Origin of the sequence: Flavobacterium sp. RSSB_23, assembly GCF_051547145.1 — a bacterium.
Lineage (GTDB): Bacteria > Bacteroidota > Bacteroidia > Flavobacteriales > Flavobacteriaceae > Flavobacterium.
The window spans coordinates 1-476 of the sequence record NZ_JBPTTO010000058.1; the positions used below are offsets into that span (position 1 = coordinate 1).

A 476-nucleotide genomic window follows, 5' to 3' on the forward strand; every position below is an offset into this window, starting at 1 on the left:
TCAACTGCAACAGTTGATAATTTGCCTGCTGGAACCTATACTGTAACTGTATCTGACTCTTGTTCTTCTGAATCCAATTCTGTAACTATTGGACAACCTGAAGCGGCTTTGGCTTTGGGTGCTTCTTCTAAAACTGATGCTTCTTGCTTTGGAGCCAGTACTGGGTCTGTAACTGCGGGTGCTGTAACTGGAGCTGTGGGAACGGTAACCTATTCTTGGAAAAATGCTTCCAATACTGTAGTGGGTACCACTGCAACAGTTGATAACCTTCCTGCTGGAACGTATACTGTAACTGTTAGTGACTCTTGTTCTTCTGAGTCCAATTCTGTAACTGTTGGACAACCTGAAGCAGCTTTGGCTTTGGGTGCTTCATCTAAAACCGATGCTTCTTGCTTTGGTGCTAGCACGGGTTCTGTAACGGCAGGAGCTGTAACTGGAGCTGTGGGCACAGTAACTTATTCTTGGAAAAATGCTTC

At 45.0% G+C, this 476-nt stretch carries 1 pseudogene; it reads left to right on the forward strand.

The window, feature by feature from the left end:
• Positions 1-476, forward strand: a pseudogene (locus ACSVH9_RS16355) (hypothetical protein); the annotation flags it as partial.